19 protein-coding genes, 2 tRNA genes and 1 pseudogene are annotated in these 22,927 nt (G+C 62.1%); 7 read left to right on the forward strand and 15 right to left on the reverse strand.

Features of this window, described 5'->3' with window-relative positions; genetic code table 11:
- From E4Q08_RS03220 to E4Q08_RS03230, 3 genes are all read left to right on the forward strand, one after another.
- The coding region (locus E4Q08_RS03220) for an ammonium transporter (protein ID WP_169069332.1) at positions 1 to 1,284 on the forward strand (1,284 nt) is incomplete at its 5' end.
- A gap of 175 nt (positions 1,285 to 1,459) precedes the next feature.
- Positions 1,460 to 1,535: transfer RNA gene (locus E4Q08_RS03225), tRNA-Lys, on the forward strand.
- Positions 1,536 to 1,574: 39 nt separating this feature from the next.
- Positions 1,575 to 1,650: transfer RNA gene (locus tag E4Q08_RS03230), tRNA-Lys, on the forward strand.
- Between the two features lie 193 nt (positions 1,651 to 1,843).
- On the opposite strand, the gene E4Q08_RS03235 is transcribed toward E4Q08_RS03230, so the two are convergent.
- From E4Q08_RS03235 to E4Q08_RS03285, 11 genes and pseudogenes are all read right to left on the reverse strand, one after another.
- Positions 1,844 to 5,182, reverse strand: coding sequence for a Swt1 family HEPN domain-containing protein (locus tag E4Q08_RS03235; protein ID WP_169069333.1), 3,339 nt, complete (start codon positions 5,180 to 5,182; stop codon positions 1,844 to 1,846).
- Positions 5,183 to 5,189: 7 nt separating this feature from the next.
- On the reverse strand, positions 5,190 to 5,531 hold the full coding sequence (locus E4Q08_RS03240; protein WP_169069334.1) for a HepT-like ribonuclease domain-containing protein: 342 nt from the start codon (positions 5,529 to 5,531) through the stop codon (positions 5,190 to 5,192).
- Positions 5,518 to 5,823: a nucleotidyltransferase family protein gene (locus tag E4Q08_RS03245; RefSeq protein ID WP_169069335.1), complete on the reverse strand. Its 306-nt coding sequence runs from the start codon at positions 5,821 to 5,823 to the stop codon at positions 5,518 to 5,520. Before E4Q08_RS03245 ends, E4Q08_RS03240 begins: the two co-directional genes overlap by 14 nt.
- A 19-nt stretch (positions 5,824 to 5,842) precedes the next feature.
- A complete protein-coding gene (locus tag E4Q08_RS03250) occupies positions 5,843 to 8,713 on the reverse strand; it encodes a DUF1156 domain-containing protein (RefSeq protein ID WP_169069417.1) in 2,871 nt (956 codons plus the stop codon).
- An 18-nt stretch (positions 8,714 to 8,731) separates the two neighbouring features.
- Complete coding sequence (locus E4Q08_RS03255) at positions 8,732 to 9,358, reverse strand: retron system putative HNH endonuclease (RefSeq protein WP_308240044.1); 627 nt, start codon at positions 9,356 to 9,358, stop codon at positions 8,732 to 8,734.
- On the reverse strand, positions 9,355 to 10,752 hold the full coding sequence (locus tag E4Q08_RS03260; protein WP_169069337.1) for an AAA family ATPase: 1,398 nt from the start codon (positions 10,750 to 10,752) through the stop codon (positions 9,355 to 9,357). The genes E4Q08_RS03255 and E4Q08_RS03260 overlap by 4 nt, the downstream gene beginning before the upstream one ends.
- A gap of 124 nt (positions 10,753 to 10,876) precedes the next feature.
- Positions 10,877 to 11,221: a type II toxin-antitoxin system PemK/MazF family toxin gene (locus E4Q08_RS03265; RefSeq protein WP_169069338.1), complete on the reverse strand. Its 345-nt coding sequence runs from the start codon at positions 11,219 to 11,221 to the stop codon at positions 10,877 to 10,879.
- Positions 11,211 to 11,441 carry an AbrB/MazE/SpoVT family DNA-binding domain-containing protein gene (locus E4Q08_RS03270; RefSeq protein ID WP_169069339.1) on the reverse strand — a complete coding sequence of 77 codons (231 nt, stop codon included), beginning with the start codon at positions 11,439 to 11,441 and terminating at the stop codon, positions 11,211 to 11,213. Before E4Q08_RS03270 ends, E4Q08_RS03265 begins: the two co-directional genes overlap by 11 nt.
- A 76-nt stretch (positions 11,442 to 11,517) precedes the next feature.
- Positions 11,518 to 15,110: pseudogene (locus E4Q08_RS03275) on the reverse strand (DUF8742 domain-containing protein).
- 214 nt (positions 15,111 to 15,324) lie between these two features.
- A complete protein-coding gene (locus E4Q08_RS03280; RefSeq protein WP_034909876.1) occupies positions 15,325 to 16,134 on the reverse strand; it encodes an ABC transporter permease in 810 nt (269 codons plus the stop codon).
- Positions 16,131 to 16,736, reverse strand: a complete 606-nt coding sequence (locus E4Q08_RS03285; RefSeq protein ID WP_169069340.1) for an ABC transporter ATP-binding protein — start codon at positions 16,734 to 16,736, stop codon at positions 16,131 to 16,133. Before E4Q08_RS03285 ends, E4Q08_RS03280 begins: the two co-directional genes overlap by 4 nt.
- A 217-nt stretch (positions 16,737 to 16,953) precedes the next feature.
- Between E4Q08_RS03285 and E4Q08_RS03290 the strand changes: the two genes are divergently transcribed.
- The gene (locus E4Q08_RS03290; protein ID WP_034909879.1) at positions 16,954 to 17,184 is read left to right on the forward strand and encodes an antitoxin; all 231 of its coding nucleotides are present in this window, start codon (positions 16,954 to 16,956) and stop codon (positions 17,182 to 17,184) included.
- A gap of 6 nt (positions 17,185 to 17,190) precedes the next feature.
- A complete protein-coding gene (gene vapC / locus E4Q08_RS03295; RefSeq protein WP_034909881.1) occupies positions 17,191 to 17,589 on the forward strand; it encodes a type II toxin-antitoxin system tRNA(fMet)-specific endonuclease VapC in 399 nt (132 codons plus the stop codon).
- A gap of 211 nt (positions 17,590 to 17,800) precedes the next feature.
- On the opposite strand, the gene ppk2 is transcribed toward vapC, so the two are convergent.
- Positions 17,801 to 19,051: a polyphosphate kinase 2 gene (gene ppk2 / locus E4Q08_RS03300; protein WP_169069341.1), complete on the reverse strand. Its 1,251-nt coding sequence runs from the start codon at positions 19,049 to 19,051 to the stop codon at positions 17,801 to 17,803.
- A 268-nt stretch (positions 19,052 to 19,319) separates the two neighbouring features.
- Here ppk2 and E4Q08_RS03305 point away from each other — a divergent pair, with 268 nt between their 5' ends.
- Positions 19,320 to 20,243, forward strand: coding sequence for a DUF4399 domain-containing protein (locus E4Q08_RS03305; protein ID WP_169069342.1), 924 nt, complete (start codon positions 19,320 to 19,322; stop codon positions 20,241 to 20,243).
- Positions 20,244 to 20,289: 46 nt separating this feature from the next.
- On the opposite strand, the gene E4Q08_RS03310 is transcribed toward E4Q08_RS03305, so the two are convergent.
- On the reverse strand, positions 20,290 to 21,063 hold the full coding sequence (locus tag E4Q08_RS03310) for an eCIS core domain-containing protein (RefSeq protein ID WP_169069343.1): 774 nt from the start codon (positions 21,061 to 21,063) through the stop codon (positions 20,290 to 20,292).
- 40 nt (positions 21,064 to 21,103) lie between these two features.
- Between E4Q08_RS03310 and E4Q08_RS03315 the strand changes: the two genes are divergently transcribed.
- Positions 21,104 to 21,286 carry a hypothetical protein gene (locus E4Q08_RS03315; protein WP_034911169.1) on the forward strand — a complete coding sequence of 61 codons (183 nt, stop codon included), beginning with the start codon at positions 21,104 to 21,106 and terminating at the stop codon, positions 21,284 to 21,286.
- Positions 21,287 to 21,426: 140 nt separating this feature from the next.
- On the opposite strand, the gene E4Q08_RS03320 is transcribed toward E4Q08_RS03315, so the two are convergent.
- Positions 21,427 to 21,795, reverse strand: a complete 369-nt coding sequence (locus E4Q08_RS03320) for a hypothetical protein (protein ID WP_169069344.1) — start codon at positions 21,793 to 21,795, stop codon at positions 21,427 to 21,429.
- A gap of 17 nt (positions 21,796 to 21,812) precedes the next feature.
- Complete coding sequence (locus E4Q08_RS03325; protein ID WP_169069345.1) at positions 21,813 to 22,814, reverse strand: eCIS core domain-containing protein; 1,002 nt, start codon at positions 22,812 to 22,814, stop codon at positions 21,813 to 21,815.
- Positions 22,815 to 22,927 lie beyond the last annotated feature (113 nt).

Below are 22,927 nucleotides of genomic sequence, written 5' to 3' on the forward strand. Positions count from 1 at the left end.
TGGCTCATGACCAGCGCCGCGCTGGTCATCCTGATGTCGATCCCAGGCCTGGCACTGTTCTACGGGGGGCTGGTGCGTACCAAGAACATGCTCTCGGTGCTGATGCAGGTCTTCGTGACCTTCTCGCTGATCAGTGTGCTGTGGGTGATCTACGGCTACTCGGTGGCCTTCACCGAAGGCGGTGGCTTCTTTGGCGTGCTCGACAAGATCTTCCTCAAGGGGATCACCGTCGACTCGGTCGCTGCCACCTTCAGCAAGGGCGTGGTCGTCTCGGAGTTGGCCTATGTCATCTTTCAGGGCGCTTTCGCAGCCATCACCTGCGGGCTGATCGTCGGCGCCTTTGCCGAGCGTGCGAAATTTGCCGCGATCCTCGTCTTCATGGTGATCTGGTTTACGCTCTCCTATCTGCCGATGGCTCACATGGTGTGGTACTGGGCAGGTCCGGACGCCTATCTTGACGCGGCAACTGGCGAGGCAGCCACCAAGACGGCCGGCTTCCTGTTCCAGAAAGGCGCACTCGACTTCGCCGGCGGCACCGTGGTGCACATCAACGCCGCCGTTGCCGGTCTGGTTGGCGCGATCGTCATCGGCAAGCGAATCGGCTACGGCCGCGAATCGATGGCTCCACACAGCCTGACCTTCACGATGATCGGTGCTTCGCTGCTGTGGTTCGGCTGGTTCGGCTTCAACGCCGGCTCGGCGCTCGAAGCGAGCGGTGGTGCAGCACTGGCGATGGTCAATACCTGGGTCGCCACTGCTTGTGCGGCAATGTCCTGGATGCTGGCCGAATGGATGATCAAGGGCAAGCCCTCGATGCTCGGCGCAGCTTCCGGAGCCGTAGCCGGTCTGGTGGCAATCACCCCGGCGGCAGGATTCGTCGGTGTCGTCGGCGCCATTGTCATTGGCCTGCTGGCGGGTGTGATCTGCCTGTGGGGCGTCAATGGGCTGAAGCGATTGATCGGTGCTGACGATTCACTCGACGTCTTTGGTGTGCATGGCGTCGGCGGCATGCTCGGTGCAATCCTGACTGGCGTCTTCGCCGATCCTTCGCTTGGTGGTACCGGCGTCTATGACTACGTCCTCAACAAGGTCGGCGACTACGACATGACTGCCCAGGTGATCAGCCAGTTGTGGGGGGTTGGTACCGTGATCGTCTGGTCGGGAGTGGTTTCTCTGGTCGCTTTCAAACTGGTCGACATGGTCATCGGCCTGCGGGTACCCGAAGAAGAAGAGCGCGAAGGTCTCGACATCACTTCACACGGCGAATCGGCCTACCATTACTAGGTTTTCTCATAATCCGTTCTCTCCCCTTGAGGGCGCCTTCACGGCGCCCTTTTTTTCTGGGAACGGTGTCGATACGTCAAGTGCATAGGCAGCAAATGGCTAAGCCAACGGAATGGAAAAGCGCCCGCCTGCATTGACAGACATCAGGCCCTTCCCTATACTCCGCGGTTTCCCAGGGTTGGTAGCTCAGTCGGTAGAGCACTGGACTTTTAATCCATTGGTCGTGGGTTCGAATCCCACCCAACCCACCAAGCGAAAACAGTTGCTGCGTCAGTCGTTGAAGGCAACATGGGGCGTTAGCTCAGTTGGTAGAGCAGCGGACTCTTAATCCGTAGGTCCAGAGTTCGAGTCTCTGACGCCCCACCAAAGAAAACAAGCACTTAGGAAACTTGCAGATGTGGCTTTTTTCTTGCCAGTCGTTTCCGTAAGCACATGGTAATCCAAACAGGACTAAAGTTGGCCATCGAACATTAGGTTGGCCAGTTCACGGCACTGTTTGGCGATCGCCAAGACCACAGGAAACCGTCTTGCACCGCGGCGCTTTGTTTCCTGAATGGCTCTACTCATTCTCAAACCCTTGGCTGGCAAATTTCAGCGTCCGGCTGTTCTCGGTGACGGTGCGCACGACATGATCCGGCGCCCCACCCGGGATCTCCGCCTCCACCTCGATGGTTACCGTCACTCGGGTTCCAACGAGACCAAGCAGATGCGAAATCACTTCATCCGCGATGCGGCTGGCGTCGCGGCCAACGCGAGTGGCATCGAGGACGGCCGTGCCGTGGAAACGCTTCGGTCTGGCGGCGACAGGCTGAACGTCCCTTCCCGGTTCCCCGGCCTGTGGGCCAGAAATCGTTCCGGGACCGCCCCAGGTCGGCGCTTCCGGGGCACGCCTCGACCCCGGGTCCGCGCGCTCGGCATCGAGCTGCCGGACGGCCACCTCGGGTTTTACCACCAGGCCCGGCGCGTGAGCATCGGTCAGGGTGAGCATCTGCCCCGCGCGCAAGCCCTGGTAGCGACCCGCCGCCTCGTCGAAACTGTCGGCGAAGGCAAAGCCGTCCTGTGTCCACGTCAGCAGATTCACGCCGTCACTGATCGCGTGCAGCAGAACGCTCGAATCCCTGAGCCGGGGCAGGTAGAGGTAGCGCGCGAAATCCTCGATCAGTTGTCTCACCGCCACGTGATTGCCGCGCCAGAGCGGCACACGCTCCAGTTCCATGCGCAAGCGCGTTGAGGCAAAGGTGGTCAGATACAGCTCGTCACTGCGCAGTTTCCTGCTGACGCGCACGGCCAGCGCGTCCGTCCCGGATAGCCGCTGTGCTTCCCAGGTGATCGGCGCTTGCGGTGTCGCCTGCACCGGCACCAGCAGCCATTGATAGGTCTCCGGCAGCCTGGCGGTGACCGTGCCATCGGCGGCGGCTCTTTGCGTCTCGGCCTGGGTGACCTGATAGGGAGTCAGATTGAGTTGGCCCCTCTCGGCGAGGATCGACTCCCACGCCAGGTATTTGCGTGCCGCTTCGTCCAGGTCCTGCAGGCGGGTCTTGTCCGCCGCCAGGAAGACCAGCGTATTCCGGTACAGGCGGGGCGCATTGCCGCGAGATTCGAGAATGGCCCGCGCGGCCACTTCGCCGGCGCTGTTGCCTTCCTTGCTGTACGGATGATTGACGCCCAGCACGACCAGGCGCGCGTCCAGATCGTCCGGCACGTCGGCGCCGGTTGCCGGCATCGGATGAATGCGCGCGAAGTCGCCCTTGCGCTCCAGATCCTTGCGCAGGCGTTGTTCGATCTCCTGCGCGACCTTGTCCGGATTGCGCTTGAACTGCTCGGCGCGGTCCTCGGCCACTTTGGTGACCGTCGGCTGCGTCGAATACCAGTAATGCGGCCCGTCCTGGTAGAGGTAGGTGCCCGCGCCGGCCAGGCGGCGCAGGGCGTCGCCGAACACCGCCGGCGATTCGCCCGGCATCGCGCAGCCAAGTTTCACGCGCCGATCCTCGATCCCCTTGTGCGCGGCGTCCGTGGTCGGCGCCGAGCCCATGTAGATCGCGCGCGCCACCCGCCGGCACGCCGAGACCCGGCCCAGATTGGGCAAGTCCCGGTCCAGCTTCAGCGGCAGTGAGTTCGGCCCATCGACATCCTTCTCGATCACCGGCACCCAGTTGTCCGAGAGGTAGCGCGTCAGCTCGGACTGCACGCGCGCGTCGTCGATCGCCACGTTGCCGGGCAGGATCAGCGGATTGCGGTCGCCCTTCTCCCATAGACTGTGGATCACCGCCGCCATCAGCCGCAGCACGCCACGCGTGCGCTGGAATTTGACCAGCGTCGACCAGTCGGTATACAGCCGGTCGAAGATTTCCGGGTGGATCGGATACGCCGCGCGGATGCGTTTCTCGTAGTCACTTTCGCGGCACTCGGGTGGAAACTCGGCCTGCTGCGTGCGGTAGAAATCGGCGAAGGCGCGCGCCACGACGTCCCGGTCCTTGAACTGCGCCGGGTCGGCAAGCGGCTGGAACAGGCGCCGGCGAACGATTTCGAAACCCTCTTCGGCGCTGGCCGGACGCCACGAGGCTTCGACACGCCCGACGACGTTGCGCAGCCGGTCAAGCGCCTCGCGGCCGCGCGTGCCGCCGACTTCGACATCGTTGGCCTGCGTGTGTGGCGAGCCGGAGGTATCCGACGCCGGCAGGCTGATCACCAGCAGGCAGTGCTTCGCCAGCTTCGCCGATTCGGTCAGCACCTGCGCAAAGGTGAATTGTGTTTCGAAACCGCCGGCGGGCAGGTCGCTCTGGTCGTGAAGCTGGCGCGCATAGGCCACCCACTCGTCGACCAGGAGCACGCACGGGCCGTAGTCGTTGAACAGCTCGCGCAGCACGTCGCCGGGGCTGGTCGCCTGTTCATCGTCGGCTGCCAGCCGCGCGAACGCCTGTCTGCCGCCAAGCTGCCAGGCCAGCTCGCCCCACAGGGTACGCACGAGTGTGCCGTCGGGCTTGGTCGACGGGTTGCCCGGCGAAATCTTGTTGCCCACCAGCACCACGCGCCGGGCCGTCGGAATCCTGCTGGCGCCCGCGGCGGACATTACCTCGTCGATGCCGGCCAGCTCGGTCGGCGCGATGCCCGAGAAGAGGTGGTAGAGCGCCAGCATCGAGTGCGTCTTGCCGCCGCCAAAGTTGGTCTGCAACTGCACCACCGAGTCGCCGCCGCCGGTGGTCAGGCGCTGCACCGCGCCGACCAGCATCCCCTTGAGGCTTTCGGTCAGGTAGGTGCGGCGGAAGAATTCCACCGGGTCCCGGTATTCGTCGCTGCCCTCGCCCAGATGCACCTGCCACAGATCGGCGGCGAACTCGGCCTGCTGGTAGCGACCGCTGGCCACGTCGACATGCGGCATGACCACTTCGCGCCAAGGCTTGAGGTTGCCGGTGACGCCGCTTTCGATCGCCGTGCTGGCCGATTTCCGCTTTTCGCTGCGCGCCTGCTCGTCGAAGCGCACGCGCAGCAATTCCATCTTCATCTTGTCCACGTCGTCCGCCTGCGCGGCCGAAACAGCGGACAGCAGCCGCCCAGCCGAATCCAGCGCGCGGTAGGCGTCGTCGCTCGAGAAGGGTTCCTGATGCGCCCAGGCGTTGCGCACGGTCACCAGCTCATTGACCAGGCTGCGTTCGCTCTTGCCGAGAATCTGACGAAACACCTCGGCCCATTTGCGGTCCATGACCACCAGCGAGGCGGCGACGTCCTGGAGGGATTCGCCCTTGCCGGCGGCAAGGCGGGTATCGGAGAGGATGTCCTTCACTTCGAAAGCCCAGCCGTTGCCATACTTCGCTTTCAGCTCCCGCTCGATGAACGGCAGCAGGCCGCTTTTCAGAAGCTCCAGCGCTTTGCCGACGCGCTCGTGGTTGGTAATGGCCATGGTGGTGTTACTCCGATTCGAGCACGGTTTTCAGTTGTTCCAGCAGCCCCCCCGGCAGCGCGAGCTGCACGGTGTCCCACAGGATGTTCTGGTTGATGTCGAAATACGCGTGCACCAGGCGATTGCGCATGCCGACGATCTGCGGCCAGGGTACGCCGGGAAATTCGCAGCGCCCGGCTTCGCTCACCTGAGTTGCGGCCTCGCCGACAATCTCCACTGCGCGAGTCAACGCCAGGCGTAACATCGGGTCGCTCTCCAGGTCCTCGCGTCTGCGTCCCTCGACGAAAGCCAGCGCCTGGCTGGCCGCGTCGATCATGTGGCCGACCCGCCAGCGATCATTCGGCGACATACTGCACCTCGGCCGTGCGAACCACCTCGTCGCGGAAGTAGCGACTCAAGTCCTGCTCGGTACGCAGGTCGACTTTCCGCCCCCCGAGGGCTTGCGACAACTCGATTTCCATCTGCGCCATGTCGAGCAATGTCGGTCGCGCGTCAGGCAGAAACTCGACCAGCAGGTCGACGTCACTATCCGGTCGAGCCGTTCCCTTCAGTTGCGAGCCGAACAGCGACAGGCGGCGAATGTGATGGGCTTCGCAGAACTGCGCCAGCGCTTCTGCGTCGAGGTTCAATAGTCGTTTCATGAAAGGCTCCTTCGCTGCTTCATTCGTGCCCAAACAGGTCAGGCGTACCAGGTATCAACGCGCGGGGTTTTTCGGCGGCCAGGCGGGTGATCTCCGGCCAGCTCTGCACGAGACCGTTGTAGGCCATGGCCTCGACGGCGCGCTTCTTGCGCTCGCACAGGGTGTAGAGGCGGTAACAGAGTTCGCGGGCGGTTTCGGCCTTGCTGCCGAGCTTGGCGACCAGCGCGGCCGCGGCGCTCTCACCGCCGTATTCCAGCGCGCGAATGAGCTGGTGCACGATTTCCCAGTGCGTGAGCCGTTTGTCGGTCAGCGGGTCCCAGTCGGCGGGCAGCTCGGCGGGTTTAAGCAGGCGCACCCTACCGGCCCGGGATACCAGAATGCCGGCTTCGTCGAGGCCGCCGACGCTGGTGTTCTTGGACTTGGAAAGCTGCTCGGCGACACCGTAATCGCCTTCGGCAAAGCCGGTCTGGTCGAACCAGGTGAGCGCCCAGCGGCTGTCGGCGTCGAAATCGCCTTCCTGTTCGGCCAGGGCTTCGTCCAGGGTCTGGTTGATCAGCGCCAGGGCGGAGCGCACCGGCAGCGGTTTGCCTTCGGCATCGAGGACCTTCGCGTAGCGCGTATAGACCGCCATGCCGGGGCCGATCGCCGCCTGCGCCAAGTCCACCGGGGCGATGTTGCCGGCTTGCAGGTGCGCCAATGCTTGAGGAAGTTCGGCCTTGAGGGCGGTGACGAAATCGCGGCGGGTGGCGGTGGGTGCGGTGGCTGGACGTTGGCGACAGACGAGGACGATACTTGAAGCGAGAGCGTTGGTTCCCGAGCCGATCATGCGGTTGCTCAGTTCGGTGCGCATCGGCCAGGTGCCGCTGATGGCGAAACCGGCTTCGATGACGGCAGCGAGAAAAGTGTCCCAGCCGGTATTGGTCGTCCCGTCCGCGCCGTCGCTTTCCGCCTGCTTGAAGGCATAGTAGATGGTCACGGGAAAGGCCGTGTGTGCCTGTTCGGCGAGCCGGTGCATCGCGTGGGTCATGCCATAAAGGAAGAAGGTCTCAGCCTTTTGCTTGCTGCCGTGGCGGTAGGGCGTTGCCACCAGTTCTTCGGCCTTGGGCACCGCCAGCGTGGCGAAAAGCTCGGGGAACACCGAACGCAGCGAGCGGCGCAGCCAGACGTAGAAGAAATCCGACAGATCGGCGTAGCCGATGTTGTCGTAGTAGGGAGGGTCGGTGGAGACCAGTTTATCGCTGCTTACGGATTGCGCAGCAGCGTCGTCTTGGGTTGCGTAACCAGATGTCGCCGTGAGCGATGCGGCTAGTAGCGCTTTTGCAACAAGATCTATGGCGCCTCGATAGTTACCCGATGCGCCACCAAGTGGATTCGACTCCGCAAAATCCCATGACATGGGCAAAGCCTGTCTACTGAAGGTATTGATGATGCCACTTTGGGTCGGCGTGGGGTCCCAACGGCCAAGCGACGAGCCTCGGTCGGCTACCTTGTTCAGCGCAAACGCCAAATACACCCCCAACGCATCCGCATACGCCGTGGCGCCCGCGCCCACTTCCGCCAAGGCTTTCCCGTTATCGGGCAGGCCGGCGGTGATAGCGTCGCGCTTCACCCGCTCGCGCGCTTCCTGCACCAGGTCGGAAAAGGTCGTCAGTGCGACGAGTTGGCGCGGGGTGAAGAGGTCGCCCCAAGTGCTTAGCCCGTACGGCGTGCAGTTGCCGCCGGTCATCCGCGTCGGAATGTCGCCCTCGGGTTTCCACGTCGGCTGCGCAGTCAGGGCAATGGCTTCCATTTCCGGCGTCGGAGCCAGATAGGTCCGTCCGCGATCACCCTCAGCCACAATGGCCATCAGCCGCGCGCCCATTCGCCCAGCCTTACCTTCGGCTTTGATGTAGTCGCCGGAAATCGGTGCGCCAGACATCAGGCATCCGAAATTCGCCCGTGCGAGCTTGGTGCCGTTCTTCGCTCCTTCCGCATTCCTCGGCTTGCCCACCTTCACCGTGAACCGATAGCCGCAGCCTTCGATCACGGGCTCGACATAGGCTTCCTTGCCGGCCTTGGTCGAGAGCATGAAGGTCGAGGCAAGCGGTACATCGACACTGGCGAAGGCCGGGTTGGGGCTCTTGACCGTGCGCGCCCACAACCACGCGATGACCGTCAGCTTCCGGCCCGCGTATCGTTTCAGGTCCGGCCGCTCCTGCACCATCGCCGCCGTGACCTCGACCTTCGGGTAGAGATGGCCGATGCGCTTCTCGGCCTCGTCACGCATCCACTGGCCGTAATAGCGGACGTCCTCGGCGAGGCCCTGCGCGCCTCGCCAGCTCTTGTCCATCTGCGCTTTCTGGCGCTGCGCATCCGGGTTCACCGGCGGCTTGCCGGCGAACTTCGGCGGTATCTCGATCATCGCCTTGTTGATCAGCACCGCCACCGGATTCAGATCGCTGGCGTAGCTTTCCAGCCCCAGCCGCTGCGCTTCGAGCGGCAGCGCTCCGCCGCCGGCGAAGGGGTCATGAAAAGCCGGCAGCTTGTAGCGGTCGAACAGTTCCTTCGCCCGTGGATGGTCGGCATTCTCCGCGCAGGTATAGCGCCAGCTCTGCCAGATTTCGTCGCGCGCCTGCTGCAGCACGGCCTCGTTGGTGGTGTTCTCCCACTTGACCAGTTCCTCGATGATGCGGAACAGCCGCTGCCGTTCCTTCTCCTGCTTCTTCTCCGTCGGGAAGATGTCGGGATGCGCCGACGGGTCATCGACCATCTGCGCGAAGATCACCGCCCGCGCCGCCGCCAACGGCCGCCGCGCCCACCACAGGTGCAGCGTGCTCGGGTGGCCGTGCCGGATGGATTTTTCGCGCGCACTGGCGATATTGATCGCCTCCAGCGGCAGCGCGACTTCGATGAGCTTTTTTCTTGTAGGTCATGGTTTGAGAATCGCTTTCGAAAGCGAGTGATATTGCTTCAGGCGACCATTTTGGTCCGTCTGCAAGTAATCCTCGCGCAGCCAATCCACCAGGCCCGGATCGGGTTGGTCGCCGAGGGTGTCAATGAGGTCCCGCGCGTGTTGCCTGCGTCGCTCGTTGAGACGGGGGCAATTGAGACCGAGGTAGCCGATCAGATAGTTCGCTTTAGCTACATCGGCAGTTGTTGGCGCGATACCCCCAGTCAGGAGATACGAAAAAAGCGATGCTGTGGCAGGATCATGAGGAGCAGAGAAACGCGCCGCATCCCATGCGTGTTTGGGGTTCCTTCTGCGGTCATCCTTGTAGCGTCCGCAATGCTCTACCGTGCCGCCATCGCATGAGATCGCCATGTTGGTGTAGTCGTAAGTTCGAGACTGATTGCACCTACGAGGCTGCATATGTTCGATGTGGCCTTCGTTGTCGGCCACTTCGCTTTCGCAATAACAGCACAGTCCCTGCTGCTCCCTGCGCAAGTCTGCGTCCACGGTGACATGGCAAGGTGTCCCCATGAATGTGCCCCAATCCTGGTTTTTCGGTTGGTCGGCAAGGCAGTCTGGCGCCACGTTGCGTTGAATCCTCCTCATTGCTTGCCCAGCACTTGGATCTGACGAATGCGCAGGTCAGCCCGGCGCAAATCCGGATCGCTGCGGCCCAGTGCGGACTCCAGATCGTTTCTCAAGGCGCGTGCCGCTTGCGTGTCGTGCTGGCGGTTCTCAATCAGGCCGAGGTACCCGTTCAGCTTCTGGACGGTGTCGATATTCCGGGGGCGCGAGTCGGCGCCAAATACTTCGGCGAGAACGCGCGAGTTTTCTGCGCCGTAGGTGCCGACGTCCTCCGGGATCTGCTCGAAACTGTGGTCGGCCCCGAGCAGGTGGATATGCTCACGGCGCACCGTGGTCAGGACGGCCGGGCTATGGGTGGAAATGATGAGTTGCGTGTTCGGGAAGGCCGCACGCAATCCGGGAATGACCGTCTGCTGCCAACGGGGATGAAGATGAAGCTCAACCTCGTCAATGAGCAGAATGCCGGGCGCCTCAAGCGGGTTTCGCCACGCTGGGTTGGCTTGCGCCAGGCGACGGGCGAAATCGAGAACCAGGGCGAGCAGATTTCGGTAACCATCGCTTAGTTGGGCAAGTTCAAGTGTGTGGACGTCGCCATCAACTTCCCGAACATCAACCATCAGTCGGGGCGGACTTCCGTCAAAATAGAGACGTTCCAGTCCTTCGACGGTGTGCATCAGAGCCTGCCGAATCGCGCGCAGATCGGCAAATTCTTGCCTTTCTTCAGCCTGCGCGTTGATCTGGACTCGAAGCTCGGCATTTTCCCGCAGATAAAACCACTGACACATGGCCGTGAAATCCGCAGCCGCATCGAGTGCATCGGCAAACGCCTTGTTTCTGGACAGGTCGAGCTTGAAAATGTCTCCGAGCTCGGGCATGCCCCCCTTCCGTCTGGTGGCGCGGTAGTAGGCCACGACAGGCAAGGGAATAAGCGCCTGAGGACTCCTGCCAATCTCGCGCCAGAGAGCCTGGACGTATTGGTTCAGGCTGGATAGACGTTCGCTGGTGCTGTTGCTGTAACTGAATCGAGCTGGGGGCTGATAGACAATGTATTGCGACCATTCCAACGCGGCCGCTTGACCTGTCGGTGTTTTTCCCGAGAAGTGTTCGATCGGGTAGTAGTCATTGGCGCTGGCTCTGATTTGTACAAATTGCTTTGGTGCACCAGCAGCATCGGTTGTTGGCGGTGCGATATAGATGTCCGTGGGCAGCAGCGAGACGCCCTGTGCTTTTCGTTGCCGCTGACTGCCCGCCCCGTTAGCCGCCACGAGCTCGTAGAGGGCGATGGCAGCAGCATCCAGGATGCTGCTCTTGCCCGATCCATTAGCACCGACAATCACGTTGATGTCAGGTTGGAAATCGACGTTCAACGATTCAAAGCAGCGGAAGTGGGTAATTTCAATTCGGGATAGCTTCATCTCTGTGCCTTATTGACGGCCCCCTGAACGCAACTCGAAGTGCACCGACAAGGTCTGGCGGTGGGCATGGGATTCCTTTGCAGAAGTCTCAACACTGTTGAGAGTATTTCTGGCGCATACCGGTTTATCCCTTCGCGTCCAGCAAATGGGCCAGTCCGACGCGAACGGCCATGGCATCGCTGGCCGCGAGCTTCCCGAGTTCGCCGCGCACCAGGCGATGGTCGAGTGTAAAGAGCTTGAAACGCACCTTGGACGGCGCCGGCAAGCCGGCGGCGGCGAGGTCGGCGAGTGGGCAGTCGAGCGGCCAGGGGGCGTTGGCCTGCGAGATGATCATCGCCATCACCGAATGACCAGCCGGCGTGTTGAAATCCGCGTCATTCGAGAGCACCAGCGCTGGGCGGTTCTTTGTGGCGTTGCGGTCGGTGAAGGGAAACGGTACGCGGACGACCGCGAAGCGTTCAAAGCTCACGATAGGCTTCCTCGTCGGCGCTGCCCGACCACTCGGAGAGCGTGCCTTCGACAGCGCGCAGGTATTCGAGGTCCAGCGGTTGCACGCGGCGAACGGTCGCCGTGCCGTCGGCGCCGACTTCCCAGGCGATCAGGTCGCCGGGGGCGACATGCAGTGCGGCGCGCACGTCCTGCGGAATCGTGGTCTGGCCCTTGGCAGTGATTTTGGCAACGGCAAGCATTTCGTTCTCCAGTAAGGATTGCATTACATTCTTACTTTACAGCGGGCATTCGGCTGAATCAAGCAAGCGGCTAGGCTTAGCGCGGTGTCCCGGCACGCGCCAGCAATCCGGCAAAGTCGTAATCGACGGTCACAGCGTTGAAATCGGGTTCGCGCTGAAATGGCTGGCGCAGGTAATGCACCTTGTGCGTTTCGGCATCGATGAACTCGACAATGGCAAGAATGAAATCCTCAGGCTTGTTGAGCGAGTAGAGAATTTCGTTGCGCGTGACGGTGATCGTCGGCGCGCCGGCAACGCGGCCCTTCACTTCGATGAAGCGCAGCTTGCCGGTGCCGGGAACGCGGCTTTCGATGTCGTAGCCGAGCTTCTCGAATTCCCGGTCGGTGGGTTGGAAGCCGAGCTGGCGCTCGATGTCCATGATGATCGCACGTGCGCGGGCGGCGCTGATTTGCGTATCGACGGGCGCCGTGGGCGTGCTCGCTGTTTGGCCGGTCATGGCCTTGATCAGGCCGATCGGGACGACCAGCATCCCGCCCAGTACCACCGGCGGCAGCGGCGAGAGTAGCACTTCGAGCTTCAAGTCGTCGAGACGTTTTTTCGAGCCGCCCTTGAAGAAGGTCTGCGCGCTTGCGTGCCTCGCCTGAGTTGAGTTTGGCATTGGGTCTCCCAGCCTGCTCCTGAAGCTTGAGTTCTTCGGCGCGGTGGTCCCACCAGGTGATTTCCTTGGTGAGGCGATCCTTGACCGCCGCCTCGGTCTTGCCGATCAGTTCGAGCTTGCGCCCGCGGACCTCGGCCAGGTGTTCCGGTACGACCTGGGTGATGGCATGGGCCTGGACCTGCTTCTCAAGGTCGCGCGTGATCCACTGGCATTCGGGGCGGTCGAGGATCGCTTCGCTACCGGGTTCGCCCGCAGCGATTGGCCGATAGTCGAGATAGGGCGCGTAGTGCACATGACGCGTGGTCGTGTCGGCGTCCACTTCGACATAGAGCATGCGTTTCGACACCACCCGACGCTCACCGGCGCGGGTGAGGCCGGCGTCCTGGATGGCATGCTCGAGGTAGAACAGCACCCGCGGCCGCATTCCGGGATCGCGTTCGTCAACCAGCACGCTGCCGCGTTTCAGCAGATCACGATGACGCTCCAGCGTCAGGTCGATCACGGCGTCGAGCAAGGGGTGGCCGGGGCAAACAAACGCGGCCAGCGGCTGGCCCTGCGGTGCGACGAGCGATTTTTCGAAGGCGATCCGCTCATAGCGCGGCAGCACGGGTTCGCCAATGCCGATCAGGCGGTCGCGGTTGCGCACCGTGGCGGGTACGTGGGTGATTTCGTAACGACGGGGCTCGCGCTGTTTGGCGGCGCCACCGAGCCGCTTGAAGGCTGCGTGGAAGAACGACTCGATGTAGTGCGGTTGCAGCCGGCGGGCGGCGGCGCGCTCCATGTCTTCGCGGATGCGCTGCACCCGGCTGGCGTCCATGGCGTCGTGGGCGAGCGCTCGTTCTTCAAGCAGGCTCTGCAGGTGTTCCCGATCCGTCGCGACATCGAGCACCGTCGTGAGGAGGGCCTTGACCTCGGGCTTCTCGCCGTAGCGGATGGCCTTGATCAGCAGCTCGCGCAGCGACATGACCTTGCCGTTGGACTCGAAGGCGAGTTTGCCCAGCACGTCGAACACTTGCCCGCCAAGGGCCTGGCGCGCCTGTTCGAGCTTTTCCAGCAGCCGGCGGTAGACGTCGCCCTCGCGCGTATCGTCCGCCACCAGATTCCACAGGTGGCAAACCTCGGTCTGGCCGATCCGGTGGATACGGCCGAAGCGTTGTTCGATCCGGTTGGGGTTCCAGGGCAGGTCGTAATTGACCATCAGATGCGCGCGCTGCAGGTTTATGCCCTCGCCGGCGGCGTCGGTCGCCAGCAGTACCTGCACCTCGGGGTCGTGCCTGAACGATTCCTGCACCTTGAGGCGCTCTTCACGGCCGATCCCACCATGGATGATGACGACCGCCTCCTGGCGGCCGAGCAGCGTGCTGATGCGTTGTTCGAGATAGTTGAGCGTGTCGCGGTGCTCGGTGAAGATCACCAGCTTCTGGTGCGGCGAAGGGGTGGGGGGGTGGGATCGCGCCGGCACCGTAGGGAGCTGGCGGTTCGGCGACGCGGTGGCCGATGGCGGCCGGGGTGAAGATTTCGGAGAGCAGGCTGGCCAGTTGGCACCACTTGGTATCGGTGCCGCTGCGGCAGACCGCCAGCGCCTGGCTTTCCAGCCCTTTCAGGGTTTCGATCTCGATGCGCAGTTCGGCGATCGAGCGGGCAGCGGTGGCCTGGTCGAGAATTTCTTCCTCGGCGGCAGCGACTTCGTTGTCGGGTGCTTCGTCCAGGTCTGCAACGTCTTCGTTATCGAGGGCAGGCAGTGACGCCGGGAGGATGGTCGTGGTTTGGCCGCCACGCTGCAGGACTTCCAGTTCCCGCAGTCGGCTTTCCAGCCGTTCGCGCCGGCGGCGCAGCGATTGGTAGATGGCCTCGGGTGAGGAGGCCAGGCGTCGCTGCAGGATGGTCAGGGCGAAACCGACGGTACCGGCGCGCTTGTCGTTTTCCAGCGCCTCGGCGCGGTTGAATTCCTCGCGCACGTAGTCGGTGACCGCCCGGTAAAGCGCTGCTTCGGCGTCCGACAGTCTGTAGGGCACGGTGTAGGCGATTCGCTCGGGGAACAGCGGCGTGCCGTCGAACTTGAGCAGGCTCTCCTTCACCATCCGGCGCATGAGGTCCGACACGTCGGCGGTGTGCACGCCATCGCGGTAGCGCCCCTCGAAACGGTCGCCGTCGAGCAGCGCCATGAACAACTGGAAATCGGCTTCCTTGCCGTTGTGCGGCGTCGCCGACATCAGCAGGAAGTGGCGTGTGAGCGTCGAGAGCAGTTGGCCAAGGCGATAGCGCTTGGTGTACCTGGTCTCGCCACCGAACACGGTCGCCGACATCTTGTGCGCTTCGTCGCAGACCACCAGATCCCAGCGGCAATCGGGCACCTGCAGTTTCTGCTGCACGTCTTCATTGCGCGAGAGCTTGTCGAGGCGGGCAATGCACAGGTTGGTTTCGAGGAACCAGTTGCCGGTGCGTGCCGCTTCGAGCTTGTCGTTGGTGAGGATCTCGAAGGGCAAATGAAACCGGCGATAGAGTTCGTCCTGCCACTGTTCGGCCAGGCTGCCGGGGCAGACGATCAGGCAGCGCTGCAGGTCGCCACGCGCGACCAGTTCCTTGATCAACAGGCCCGCCATGATTGTCTTGCCGGCGCCGGGGTCGTCCGCCAAGAGGAAGCGCAACGGCTGTCGAGGCAGCATGGTTTCGTAGACGGCGGTGATCTGGTGCGGCAGCGGGTCGACGATCGAGGTATGCACCGCCAGCACCGGGTCGAAGAGATGCGCGAGGCGAATGCGCTGGGCCTCGGAAACCAGGCGGAAGAGCGCGCCGTCGCCGTCAAAGCTCCACGGCCGGCCCTGCTCGACGACTTCCAGTCGTGCCTCGTCGTGGCGGTAGAGCAACTCGTTGGCCACCTTACCGGAGGCGGTCTTGTAGGTCAGCTCCAGCGCCTCGGAGCCATACCATTGGACGCTGACCACGGTCACGAGGGCGTCAGGAACGATGCCGCGGATCGCCGCGTTGGTTTGCAGTTGTTCGAGTTTCATGGCCGATCGGAATTTGTCGTTGTTATTCGCGTCCCGCAGTTGGCTATTGTCCATCAGCACAGTGGGATTCGCACGGAATTTTGAATGGTGCACAGGTTCTGCAACTGAACTTCTTGCGATGCCCAAAAATCTTCGCGCCGCGGAAATCCCTTCGGCATCAGCCGACGAGCGCGAGTGTCTAAACTTCAGGATCTTGTAGAGATATCTGCGAATTTCAGCTGCAATTCGCGGGCAGGCGCAGGCGGTCGAGTCGCAGGCGCTGGCGTTCATCGAAGAGGCGCCGGGCGGCCAGGCTCACCGCCACCATGGTGCCGAAGCCGGTGCCGCCGGCGATCAGGAACATCACCAGAATCTGGTACTTGACGGCTTCCACTGGCGGCGTGCCGGCCAGGATCTGGCCAGTCATCATCCCCGGCAGGCTGACGATGCCGGCGGCGGACATGGCGTTGATGATCGGGATCATGCCGACTCGCATCGCTTCGCGGCGGCTGTCGGAAATCGCCCGCTGCCAGTCCTGACCCAGCGCCAGCCTGGCCTCGATGATCGGGCGCCTTTGCGCGGCGTCCTGGGTCAGCCGGTCGAGTCCCAGCGAGATGCCGTTCATGGTATTGCCGAGCACCATGCCGAGCAGCGGGATCGCGTATTGCGGCGCATACCAGGGGTCGGTGCCGATCACCAGGAGCAGCGCCAGCAGCGTCACCGTGAATGACGAGACGAACATCGACAGGGTGCCGACGCCGAATCCCCAGCCGCCGACAAAGCGGCGTTTTTGCCGGACCATCACCTCGCGCCCGGCAACCACCAGCATTACCGTCGCCAGCAAGGCCACCCAGATCGCTTGCGTACTCTCGAAAAGCACCTTGAGCACCAGGCCGATCAGAAACAACTGCACGGTGCTGCGCACAGCCGAGATCAGCAGTTGACGTTCGACGCCGATCTGCATGCGCAGCGACAGACCGGCGAGGGCCAGGATCAGGAGCGCAGCGATCGTGAGATCGAATGGCGAAAGTGCGATCACGTTCATCGCCGTTCCCTCTCGTGCAGCCTGCCCTTGTCGAGGAGGTAGCTGCGTTGCGCGACGCGCTCGATCTGGCCGGCGTCGTGGCTGACCCAGAGCAGAGCCGCCTGCCGCTGCTGGCGATAATCGTCGAGCAAGGCTTCGACGCGGCGGGTACTGTCCTGGTCGAGATTACCGGTCGGTTCGTCGAGCAGCAATGCGGCCGGCGCCTGCATCAGCGTTCGCAACAAGGCCAGCCGCTGCCTTTCACCGGTCGAACAGCGGGCGACTTCCCAGTCCATCGCGGCAGCGGGCAGGCCGAGCCGTTCCATCCACGCCGCATCGACAGCGTGCTCGAAGTGGTCACGAACCCGATCCGACCACCACTGACTCTCGGCCACCAGCAAGGCCACCGAACGCCGCCACGCGGGTGCCGGCAAGCTCGCACAACTGGCGTCATCGAGCTGCACCTCGCCACGATGCGGGTCGAGGTCGGCGATGGCGCGCAACAACAGCGTCTTGCCACTGCCGGAAGCGCCCTCGATACAGACGCACTCGCCGGCGCCGATCGCGAGTTCGATCGGACCGACATGGCGAGTGACGAGTTGTTGAATGCGCAAGCAGGGCATACCTGGTCCAAAATCTGAAGCGTGATTGCAGCGACGACCGCTCTTCGACAGGCTGGGAGTCGCAGCCAGGCCGACCGACCGCGATCCAATCCGTCTGCGCCAGGGATCATTGTATGGGTTTCGAGTGTGGACGCATCGAGAGATCGAGAGCAAGCCCCTTGAGTCGCCCGTTGCCCTGTGGTATATATCAGATATATGCAATGATACAGGAGGCCACATGCCAACAGCCAAGCTGTTTCTCAACGGCCGCAGCCAGGCCGTGCGCCTACCCAAAGCGTTTCGCTTCGACGGTGTCAGCGAAGTGTTCATTGAGCGTGACGGAGAACGGATCATTCTCAGCCCCGGCAAGCGCCCATCGATCGAAAGACTGATCGCTGCGCTCGACGAATTCGAGTCCTTTCCCGAGCGCGAGCAGCCAAGCGTGGCCGAAGCTCGCGATACGTGGTAAGCCGCCATGCGCTACATGCTCGATACCAATATCTGCATCTACGCGATCAAGAACCGACCGGCATCGGTGCTGGCGGCGCTACGCGCCAAGCAGTCAGGCGGCATCGGCATCTCCAGCATCAGCGTGGCAGAACTGTACTTCGGGGCGGAAAAGAGCGGCTCGCCGAGGAACTTGCAGGCCCTGCAGCACTTTCTCGAACCCCTCGAAATTGCCGACTTCGATCTGGCCGCCGCTCAGGCCTATGGTAAGTTGCGCCATACCCTGGAAGGTACCGGAATACCGATCGGCCCCCTAGATACCCAGATCGCCGCCCATGCACTTGTTCTCGGTGTGTGCCTGGTGACCAACAACACCCGCGAATTCGAACGCGTCCCCGGCCTACAACTGGAAAAATGGGCTGAATAGTTTGTAGGGTTGAACGTCGGCATGCGGTTCTGCCGTACCCATCGCTTACGATCGCTAAAGCCAGTAAGCCTGGATCGATACCGGTCAGCGCCTTTCCGCCGCTTGCCGTGACGCCGGAGGGAGTCGACGCCGCCGGGCATGCAGGATCCGACCAGTCCATCGACGCGGTCACAGGGCGCTTGCCGCGCCCTGCGACCGCAGTCGCTGCAGACTACAGGATCGCTGTGCGCGCTGCCGTCGGAGCGGCCGATCCACTGGGTTCGTAAACCACGTGCGGACGGCCGACGAGCAGTGGATCGATCGGTCCGATGGCGTTGACGTCCTTGCCGGTGTAGTTCATCTTGTGCAGGACGTAACGCATGGCGTTCAGACGCGCACGCTTCTTGCAGTCGGACTTGATCACTGTCCACGGCGTTTCGGCGGTGTCGGTGTGGAAGAACATCGCCTCCTTGGCCTTGGTGTAGTCGTCCCACTTGTCGAGCGAGGCCAGGTCGATCGGCGACAGCTTCCACTGCTTGAGCGGGTGTACCTCGCGTTCCTTGAAGCGGCGGCGCTGTTCCTTGCGGCTGACCGAGAACCAGAACTTGATCAGGTGGATGCCGCTGCGCACCAGCGTACGTTCGACTTCCGGCGTCTGGCGCATGAACTCCTGATACTCCACATCGGTGCAGAAGCCCATCACGCGCTCGACACCGGCACGGTTGTACCAGGAGCGGTCGCAGAAAATGATTTCGCCGGCCGTCGGCAGGTGCTTCACGTAGCGCTGGAAGTACCACTGGCCACGTTCCAGTTCGCTCGGTTTCTCCAGCGCGACCACGCGACCACCGCGTGGGTTGAGGTTCTCGGTAAAGCGCTTGATCGCGCCACCCTTGCCGGCAGCATCGCGACCTTCAAAAATGATGACCACCCGTTGTCCGGTTTCCTTGATCCAGTTCTGCATCTTCAGCAGTTCCACCTGCAGACGATACTTCTGCTTCTCGTACGCCTTGCGCGACATCAGGTTGCGGTAGGGATAGGAATTGGTGTCGCGCCAGCTCGTCGCCAGTTCGTCGTCGGGGCTGGTTTCGACCTTGGCCGCCGGCGGTTCCTCCTTGCTGAGCAGGGCCTTGCGCAGCGCTTGCGCATCATCGGGCGATGCACCGGTCATGATCGCTTCCAGCGTCTTGGCGAGCGAAGCCGTATCACCTACGGAAACATGCGCAATGATGTCATTCAGCGCAACCTTCTTCTGCTCTATGGCCGCTGAGGCAGCCTCGGCAACGTCAAAGGCTTCCATGCCAGCGGGTGTACGCGCCGGCGCAATATCGCCGGCCGACGCCTTGCGTGGTGCGGCGCGCGTCGACGCAGCAGCACGTGTTCTGGGGGCTCGTGTTGCCGACTTGGCGGCCGCAGCCTCGGTATTTCCGGCGGCTCCGGCCGGGTTCTCGGCGCCTGCTGCGGGCGGCGGAGTTCTCTTGTCCATCTGTCTCTCTCCAAGGGGTATGTTCTGTCGCAAAATAATGAGGCCAGGCCGCTGATCGGCTGGACTTGTGATGATAGCGCCGATATGTCCGGCACTTCAATCACTTGAATGCCATTGACCGCAACTTTTCTGCACTATTGGTCTTTTCCGTCGCTTCCCCTGCAAAAGTTCTCCTGGCAATCGCTCTGTGAGATTATCGACGTCGATGTCAGCCTGCGAAGGCGGATGCAGGACCATCGATGCGGTAGAATCTGCCATACTCCTTAGGATGGCTTGCCGCGAAAGGCTGCTGATGCATAAATATAAGGTTTTACCTGCGGTGCTGCTGCTGATGTGCAATACGGTGATGGCGAAGCCCCTGCCGGATGATCCCCTCGAGCGCCGCTGCTGGTTGCAACATACTTCCGAGCGAACTGCGTTGAATCTGTTTGCCGAGTCCACGCCAGTGACCTTCTCGAACCTGGAAGACGGATTTCAGGTTCGCACGCCATTCTGGGTGGAATTCGGCATCCGCGGTATGGGAGTGATACCCGCCGGCCACAAAAGGGACAAAAGCGGTCATCACCACTTGTTGATTGATACACCTTTGCCCTCGTCGATCACCGACCCCATACCCTTCTCCGACAAATATCGGCATTTCGGCAAGGGACAGACCGCCACCATTCTCGATCTTCCTCCCGGACCGCACACCCTGCGCCTGCTATTTGCCGATTACGATCACCGACCGTACTACGTCTTCAGCCGGAAAATCACCGTCAACGTCATCGCCAACCGCAAGGAATCCGCACCGCCCAGGATCAATTCGGAACGGTTCAACGAAACCTGCCAGAAATGGTATCAGGATGAAGTTTCGACACCACCGAGCGAGTCCAGGCTGGTTTATGTCAAGAATATTCGCGATGGCGAAAGCGTCGATAGTCCGTTTCTGGTCAAGCTTGGCGTCATCGGCCCGGGCGTGGCGCCGGAAAAAACCTCGATCCCGGACACCGGGTATTTTGTGTTGAATATCCGGAAAAATCGGTCTTCCGTGACGCGCGTGCGCTTGAGCGATGGCCAGACTGAAACGATCCTGGATCTGACTCCTGGCGAATATGACCTGGAGGTTTCGTTCCTGGCTGGCGATGGGCAGGTGTTATTGAAAAACCAGCTCACGTTGACCGTGGTAACGCAAGTTCAGTCGCCACGCAAGTGACTTCGATTGCCTTGACGCTCTTTCAGGAGAATCCAGGGCAAGCGCATTACGGTGTATTGACGTCTATGGATCCGGTCAAACAACAGTTCGGATTGGTATTGTTGGAACGAATCTCGAAGTAGTAGTCGGAATCTTCGTCCAGCCCCGACCAGACCGCTGCATCTGGCGTGCCCACGTTGAGGGTCTTCGTACCCTCATTGGCATCCCACCATACGCTGCGATGACGGAATAAGGTCATAAAGAACTGGCTGCCCGACCCGCAACTTGCCGGTCTGTCCCATTGAATATTGGTGCTGATCGAAATCTGTGTTTCGCCCGTGTTCAAGTGCATGAAGCCACTGGGTGGGCTCCTGAGGAAGGGGTCAGAACTGCCGCAAAGGAAATTGATGCTGGCGGTGCGAATCAGCCGACGCATGATCATCGGACCCGACGAACCTGCCGTCCGCGCTGCGCCTGCCTTACCAGCAGCACCCTGCTGGATGGTATGCGCCAACTCATGCGCCAACAGATTCTGTCCGTCGGACGAAGCGGCCTGGAAATATGGATCGCCGATGACGATATGCCGTCCCAGCGTAAATGCCTCGGCTTGCAGGGGAGCAGCCAGCGCCTGCGCCTGTGGCCCGGTATGAATCCGCACCTGCGAAAGATCGGCGCCCAGGCCCGGTTCAAAACGAGCACGCAGTTCAGGACTGAGGGGCTTGCCGTTCAAGCCGATCTCGGAGTCACCGGCCCGGATTCGTGGATCCTCCTTTGCCACCGAATCTGCTTTGTCGGTCGCCGAGGCAGAGGCAGGCAAGCCCGTCGCGACCTTTGCCGCCATCCGGTCGGCTTCCTGCTCATGGAAGCCCCCAGGCTCGCTGATGTTGATCTGGGCCAGATTCGTCGCGCAGCGCGGACAACTGCCGCCGCAGGCGCATCTCGACGTCGCTGGCGACAAGGGTATGGCCGACGCTGGCGGAGTGGTCCTTCCGCGCTGTGCCTGCGCCAACCTGGAGATGCTGGTTCTTTCAATCAATCGCATGTTCTGCTCCCATCGGGGCTAACGGTCATGACTTTCATGATCGGGGGTGCCAAGAAAAGTAATGACCGTTTCCCTCTCCCCCCGACCCCTCCCCCCGCAAGTGGGGAGGGGAGATTCGTGGGTCGCTGGCGCGACTTTTACATTACACCGCTCGATGGCCGTCTATGTTCGGACGACCCGGCAATCCGTTCGGGAAAACTCGCGCGCAGCCCGCAGTAGTCCCTGCGCTCGCTCGCTCATGGCCTTCTTCTGAATGGCTTGCCGAGCGATGGATTCATCGGCATGACCGGGGTCGAAAGCGCTGACCAGAAACTGCACCTCTGCGAAGTAAGCCGGAGTCATCGAGTCGAGCAGATCCTCTTCGGCGACCAGCGTCATCGGTCGTGTCTGACTCGGAACCAGACGTTTGACCGACAAGATGTCTTCCAGCCGGTAAACATACCAGAGAGAATCGGCATGGCGGCGAATGATATAGTCCCCGATCCTGCATTCGATGCATCCTTCCGGAAAAGCCAGGTCCATGGAGGTCACGGCAGGCAGCTCATCGCTCAGGAACATCCTGCGCAACTGATGATTTCGCTCATGTTGCTGCGAACCTTGTAGAGCGGGCGTCCTGCGGCCGTGGTGCCCGGGTTGTCGTCGGCATCGAGGGCGCGGTCTCTGGACGCAGGCCGAAAGCTAGGGCCAGTGCCGGGGCCGTGGATTGGACGCGGTCCGTTCTTGCTGAGGACATCGCTGGGGTCGTTACCCATGGCATCCATCCGGCCACCGACGATATGAAAATCTCGCCAGGTCGGATTGATGATGGTACCCAGATCGTCCTCGGTGCGGATGTCGTACTGCCATAGCCAGAATTTCACTTGACCGGCCTTGCAATTGCCCACCGGGCAAACCGGGTTGATGAAATTCGCCGCCATTTCGGTATATACGGCGGACGGTGGCGAAGTAAATCGATAGGTGCGTAGCGCCAGGCCGGAACAATTGTAGGTACGCCGGTCAATGGACGCATTGTATCCGGGGTAGCTGCTGCAAGGGGTGCCCGGAGATCGCATGATCTGTCTCGACAAGCGACCGTCGGATTGCTGCACCACATGGGTGAGTTCATGAGCGAGCAGGTGCTGCCCTGCGTGCGAAGATGGCTGGTACTGGGACTGGGCAAAAAAGATGTCGCTGCCGACGGTGAAAGCACGTGCATGGACTTGCTGCGCGAGGCTGCCCGCCTGCTCGTCGCGGTGCAAGCGAACCGCGGAAAAATCCCGGCCAAAGCGACTTTCCATGAACGCGCGCGTCGCTGTCGGCAGGCGCTCGCCACCGCTGTGGACAGCCTGCTGGAGGGTTCGCTCATATTGAGGCGTCACGGCATCGGCTTCTGCGGTGGCGCTGCGTTGCAGGTTCTCGGGTTCGGCAACTTCGGGCTGTTCGGAATCGGACGTGCCTTCGGCTGGGAGAACGCTGTCCAATACTTCGTCCGGTTCAAGCACCTTGCGGGAGAGCTTCAAGTGCATGCCTGGGGAAATTGCGTGCACCGGATCATCCTGGCGGCCGCTCATCACCGAATCCGCAACACGATCTGCTTCCCGTTCATAGTGATCGTCCGGAGCACCTATTTTTAGGCTGGACTTGGCCTGACAGCGCGGACAAGATCCCCCGCAGGCACAGGTCG

The sequence above is a fragment of the Candidatus Accumulibacter contiguus genome (assembly GCF_012940005.1).
Classification (GTDB): Bacteria; Pseudomonadota; Gammaproteobacteria; order Burkholderiales; family Rhodocyclaceae; genus Accumulibacter; species Accumulibacter contiguus.